7 protein-coding genes are annotated in these 4,312 nt (G+C 66.7%); 3 read left to right on the forward strand and 4 right to left on the reverse strand.

Annotation, left to right across the window (positions count from 1 at the left end):
• Together VI480_RS03965 and VI480_RS03970 are read left to right on the forward strand one after the other, a co-directional pair.
• Positions 1-672 (forward strand): glycine cleavage T C-terminal barrel domain-containing protein (locus VI480_RS03965; RefSeq protein ID WP_323671517.1); only part of this gene is annotated, 672 nt, incomplete at its 5' end.
• Positions 665-1,279 (forward strand): hypothetical protein, encoded by a 615-nt coding sequence (locus VI480_RS03970; RefSeq protein ID WP_323671518.1) that lies wholly within the window; start codon positions 665-667, stop codon positions 1,277-1,279. The genes VI480_RS03965 and VI480_RS03970, both read left to right, overlap by 8 nt.
• A gap of 36 nt (positions 1,280-1,315) precedes the next feature.
• Here the strand turns inward: VI480_RS03970 and VI480_RS03975 are convergent, their stop codons facing one another.
• Positions 1,316-1,438, reverse strand: coding sequence for a hypothetical protein (locus tag VI480_RS03975; protein ID WP_323671519.1), 123 nt, complete (start codon positions 1,436-1,438; stop codon positions 1,316-1,318).
• Between the two features lie 294 nt (positions 1,439-1,732).
• Here VI480_RS03975 and VI480_RS03980 point away from each other — a divergent pair, with 294 nt between their 5' ends.
• Complete coding sequence (locus VI480_RS03980) at positions 1,733-1,879, forward strand: hypothetical protein (protein WP_323671520.1); 147 nt, start codon at positions 1,733-1,735, stop codon at positions 1,877-1,879.
• Positions 1,880-1,932: 53 nt separating this feature from the next.
• Here VI480_RS03980 and VI480_RS03985 read toward each other — a convergent pair whose 3' ends face one another.
• From VI480_RS03985 to VI480_RS03995, 3 genes are all read right to left on the reverse strand, one after another.
• Entirely contained in the window at positions 1,933-2,358 is a 426-nt protein-coding gene (locus VI480_RS03985; protein WP_323671521.1) for a hypothetical protein, read from the reverse strand.
• Positions 2,355-2,912 carry a hypothetical protein gene (locus tag VI480_RS03990; protein ID WP_323671522.1) on the reverse strand — a complete coding sequence of 186 codons (558 nt, stop codon included), beginning with the start codon at positions 2,910-2,912 and terminating at the stop codon, positions 2,355-2,357. Before VI480_RS03990 ends, VI480_RS03985 begins: the two co-directional genes overlap by 4 nt.
• Before the next feature lie 710 nt (positions 2,913-3,622).
• Positions 3,623-3,850, reverse strand: coding sequence for a hypothetical protein (locus tag VI480_RS03995; RefSeq protein ID WP_323671523.1), 228 nt, complete (start codon positions 3,848-3,850; stop codon positions 3,623-3,625).
• Between the last annotated feature and the right edge of the window lie 462 nt (positions 3,851-4,312).

The following is a 4,312-nucleotide window of genomic DNA, read 5'->3' on the forward strand; positions in this document are numbered from 1 at the left end:
GAGCTCATGAGCAGGGTCTGCGAGGGTGTCGACCTCGACGCTGAGGCATTCCCGTATATGACCGTCCGAGAAGCCACGGTGGCGGGCGTGGCCGGCTGCTTCATGTGGCGCATCGGCTTCACCGGCGAGCTGTCGTTCGAACTGCACGTGCCCGCCGGCCACGGCCTGCATGTCTGGGAAACCCTCATGGATGCCGGCAGCGATCTCGGCGTGGGACCCTTCGGCCTCGAAGGCCAGCGCATCATGCGTCTCGAGAAGGGCCACTTCATCGTGGGCCAGGACACCGACGGCCTCACGCTGGGACCCAGCACCGGCTTGGGGTCGCTCATCAAGCTCGACAAGGACGACTTCGCCGGCAAGCCCGAACTGGCCTGGGCGGCCGACCGGTCGCTCCCGATGGTCGTGGCCATCCAGCCCGACGATCCCGACGTGGTGCCCGAAGAGGCCGCCCAGATCGTGCGGGGTGACACCAACGAGATCCTGGGCCGGATCACCTCGTCGCGGTACTCGCCGACGCTGAACCGCTCGATCTGCCTCGGGCAGGTAGAGCCGGACCTGGCCGCAGGAGGCACCAAGCTGACGGTGCTGCTGGAATCGGGCGAGCGCATCAGCGCCACCGTGATCGACCATCACGCCCACTTCGACCCGGCAGGGGAGCGTCTCCGTGGCTGAGACAGCATCGACCCAGCGCCCGGCATTCGAGAGCCCGCCGTTCGAGAGTCCAATAGTGCGGAGCTACCTGGCTTCAGAAGGCGGCAACCTGACGCTGACCGACGCCAGCGCCACCACCAAGTGGCTGGTGCGTGCCGACGCCGACGGGCACACCGCGGACCGGCTCGGCGCCCGCTTCGGGTCGTCGCAGATGGCACCCGGCGGCGCGCTCGTGCTGGGCTCACGCCCCGGTGAGTGGATCATCGTGGGCACTCCGAGCGAGGTGGCCGCAGCGGTCGCCGACCTCGCCGGGCTCGGCGAGCAGGAGTTCATGACGGCGCTGGACTGGACCCACAGCCGGGCGATGTTCCGCGTTACCGGCGCGGATGCGGCACGCATGCTGGAGAAGGTGTGCGGCATCGACTGGAGCGACCACATGACTCCCGACGGTGCGGTGCTCTCGGCGTCGGTGGCGCTGACCACCTGCGACCTCGCCCGCAACGACGTCAACGGCACACCCTCGTACTTGGTCTTCTGCGATCGATCCTTCGGCCAGTACCTCTTCGACGCCCTCATAGACGCCGGCAACGAATTCGGCCTGACCGTCACAGCGAGCAGTGCGTCCTAGCCCGACCGGTCCTGGGCCGCTAGATGGAGATGTTGCCTACAGATCGACGCTCGCGAGCTGCATGAGGCTGGCCAGATCGCGAACTTCCAAGCGTTGCTTCCGCTGCGGGTCGATGTCCCAGCCCTTTGCACCCAGTGTCCACAGTCTGAACCAAGCCACTGGTCAGCTGAATGTCGTCTTCGCTGAGAACGACAGTCGGTGCGTCGCTTTCGGCGCTCTCGACTGGCTCCACATTGAGCGGACCGTCATCGCTGCGGCGAGCAAGGCCGTAGCGGCAATGACGGCAAGTGGGGTCCGCATCATCGATCCTTGCCGAGCCTGCAACGCAAGCCCATTCTGCCGAGATCTTGGCATGAGGCTCGCTCTAACAGCGGTCAGCGGCACCACCTGTCACACCGTCGCGCGAAGCTTGGCGGAGCGGCTGAGCCTGGGCAAGAAGTGTGAGGTGTGTACATGGTGTTGAAGAGGTTGCAGAGGCTGTTCGGCGTCGCGCTGCACCAAGACCGCGGCGACGAGTTCATCGACCGCCTCGAAGGCGAACTCGCCGATCTGCAGGCCAGCCCGCCATCCGTTCCGGGGTTGATCTCACCGACTGCGTAGCCCCCCACACAAGCGAGAGACCCCGCAGCCGTCGACCCTGATGATCAGCAGGTCTAGGGATCGGTGGGGGTGTCGGTCTCACTGCTGGGGGGCCGACCGCTGATGCCGAGCGTTGTCTCGATGCGCGCCAGCCGGTCGGTGTGGTCCATCAGCACGGCATTGACCTGGTCGAACTTCCGGTCCACCTCGGCGAAGCGGGCGTTCATGTCGCTGCGCAGGCTGTTGATCTCGCCGCTCACTTCGCTGCGGAGGCTGCCGATCTCGTCGCGCACGTCGTCGATGGCCGAGATCGTGAACAGGAACATGCCGCCGAGCAAGGCGGTGATGATGGCACCGAAGACGGTGACGACGACCGTCATGGAACGCTGCGCGGCTGCGGTCTGGGGGTTGACGGGTGCCATGACCTGCGCGGCGACGGGTGGAAGGATCGACGCAGTTGTCTCCGGCTCGGCGGCCGGTGCTTCGCCGCTGTCGGTCACGGTGTCGATGGTAGCCATGCCTGCCCTGGGGTCGTCACTGGCGGTGAGTGCTCGCCGACGGGCAGGCCGTCGAGCTTTTCGGGGGTTTCGAGTTTGCCGGTGGCGGTCTGGAAGTTGGACTTGAAGTTCTGGCCGTACGGCGGGTCGAAGTAGATCATCTGCACTTGGCCGCGCAGGCCGTCCTTGGCGATCAGCGACTGCATCACTGCAGCGGAGTCGCCGTGGACGAGTCGGTTCTGCCAGTGGCCGGTGTGGCAGTACCACTCCCATTCGAGCGCGTCGTCGCCAAGTCCGTCGAAGTCAAGCTGCATGACTCTGCTGGTGTCGCCGCGGCGCAGCTGCTCCACCAGCAGCGCAGGGGTGACCTTCTCGCGGGTGTACAGCGGCACGCCCGCGAATGCGTGCCCGGCGTCGGCTTCCGCGTCGCCGCGGAGCTGCGAGGTGGCACCTTGACGGTCCCACGCCAGCACGGGATGGGTGCCCAGGTCGCGGTCGAGATTCACGTCGCCGAGTTCTGCTGCTTGCTCATACGCGTCAGCGATCGCTTGCGGCAAGGATGTGGCGCAGCGTCGTCTCGAACCGGATCCCGGCCGTGTCGTTGAGCGGAGGCTGGGCGAGCACTGCGATCTGCCGCGGGGGTCGCCGCTTCTGGCATGCCGAAATCACACGCGGCGATCAGCTGGGAGTAGAAGTCGCGCTTGTTGCGGTGCCGCAGCAGTACCGACGCGCTGTCGCAGTCGACGTCCGGGTGTGCGAGCCAGTCGCGCAAAGCCCGGTACGCAGAACCGAACAACGAGCATCGCCCGGCACCACCCAGACCGCGCTCGTCGGCCCGGTCGCTTGTGCCGTTTGTCGTCATCCGCGCCAGTGTGCGCTTCGCCGGTAGCTGTGTCGCTCCGTGATTCATTGCCGGATGGCGGCCGAAGTGCTGCGTGGTCTGCCTCGGTGAGCAGGTTGGCGATCTCGGCAGCACAGCGCCTGTGCGCTGTTGCGACTGCTGTGCGAACTTCAAGCGTCAAGGCAAGCAACCATAGGGCCGCAGCCGTGGTTCGGGTCCGCGACGGGCGGGCTTGACGCCGGGTACCACATCGCCAAGGCCCACAGCCACACGATGACCAAAGTCGCGCTGACGCTGAGCGTCAGCAGCAGGGTCAACGCAGCCTCGGCCAGCTTGGCACGCGCCACAGCAGCCCCGCTTGCGTTGGCGGTTCTGCCTGCTGACTCCCTCCGTGCCGGCCAGCGTTCCATTTCGGCCCCCACTCGCTCAGATGTAGCCGGCATCGCCGGTCTCCCAGGACTCGGCACGACGGCGCCCGCCTCGCCTGGGTCGGCCGTAGGGCTCGTCGTCATCGAAGTCCCAGTCATCGCCGCTGTCCCAGTCATCGCCGCTGTCCCAGTCGTCGTCACGGTCCCAATCGTCGTCGAAATCGTCAGGCTCGTATCGCGGCTTTGGTCCACTACGACGGGGAACTGCCGCGGCAGGTAGAGGCATCGGCAGTTCCCGAGGGCGGCTGGGACGTTGGCGGCGAGGCAGATTCGCCGTTTCCCGTCGCCTGCGGGCACGTCTGTCTCCCCGGCCTTGGCGGTAGCCGTGGATGGCAGCAACGATGACGCAGAGCATGAGGAACCCGACGGCTGACAGTCCCAGCATCCCGGCTATGACGAGGCAGGCCAAGACTCCGGCGATGTCGGGCCCCCACGGTTCTCTGGCTTTTCGACTCCGTCGATCTGACATGGGTGCAGCATCGCGCTGGGGTGTCACACCAATGGCGCTCGGATCGGCTACGGGGCCGGCGTGGTCGACCTCAGGATGCCGTGCAGACCCAGCCCGTCGTCAGGAGCGCGCAGCACCAGCCGTCCGCCAGCTGGGGCTAGCTCAGCCGTTGGAGTCCCTCGACGGCATCGAAGCCGCGGTCGAAGCTGAAGATGCGCGTGACGCCCGCGCTGTCCATTA

This window comes from Candidatus Poriferisodalis multihospitum (assembly GCF_028283155.1).
Taxonomy (GTDB): Bacteria; Actinomycetota; Acidimicrobiia; order Acidimicrobiales; family Poriferisodalaceae; genus Poriferisodalis; species Poriferisodalis multihospitum.